Raw genomic sequence first — 728 nt, 5'->3', positions numbered from 1 at the left:
GACGCCAATACTCCGGAAGCCGTCCTTCAGGAACTTGCTGACGTTGCCGGCGACAAGCTGACCCTCGCCCCTTTCACCGGGCCGTTCAACTTCAGCCGCAAGTGCAATGAAGGATTCCTCGCGGCTCGGGGCGACGTGCTGCTCTTTCTTAACGACGATGTACAAACGATCAGCGATGAAATCGTCGGGCGGATGATCGCGCCCTTGAACGAGCCGGACGTCGGAATGACAGGGGCTTTTCTCTTCTTTGAAGACGGTGCGATTCAGCACGCCGGCCACCTGCACCACATGGGCCAGTTCAGCCACGCCTACCTGGGCTCGAAGCGAGGCTCGTTCGGTGCCTTTTCGTCTCTTTTGATCAATCGGGAAGCATCGGGTCTGACAGCGGCCTGTATTGCCGTACCCCGCGAAGTATTCGTCGAAGTAGGCGGGTTCTCCGAGCTGTTCCCCGGCAATTTCAATGACGTCGATTTGTCGAAGAAGATCAGCCAAGCCGGCTATCGACTGCTGTGGCTGGCGGATGTCGAACTCTTCCATTTCGAGTCGAGATCACGAGATCCGCTGGTGCATTCCTTCGAAGAGAAGATGATCATTGATCGCTGGGGTGGTCCTCAGCGTGACCCGTTCCTCGCCTGAGACAGCGACATGGGCAATCAATACTGGATACAGACTCGACCCTGACATAAGCTTGAAGGTACGAGGTGATTCTTGAACTAATTGTTGCCCGC

At 56.3% G+C, this 728-nt stretch carries 1 protein-coding gene; it reads left to right on the top strand.

Annotated elements, in window-relative coordinates; genetic code table 11:
* Window positions 1-57 precede the first annotated feature (57 nt).
* Window positions 58-636: a glycosyltransferase family 2 protein gene (locus tag JF66_RS21335; protein ID WP_231556556.1), complete on the top strand. Its 579-nt coding sequence runs from the start codon at window positions 58-60 to the stop codon at window positions 634-636.
* Window positions 637-728: the final 92 nt, after the last annotated feature.

This window comes from Cryobacterium sp. MLB-32 (assembly GCF_000738085.1).
Lineage (GTDB): Bacteria > Actinomycetota > Actinomycetes > Actinomycetales > Microbacteriaceae > Cryobacterium.
Note: the sequence above shows the minus strand (reverse complement) of the source record. Positions and strands in the feature narration are given on the sequence as shown.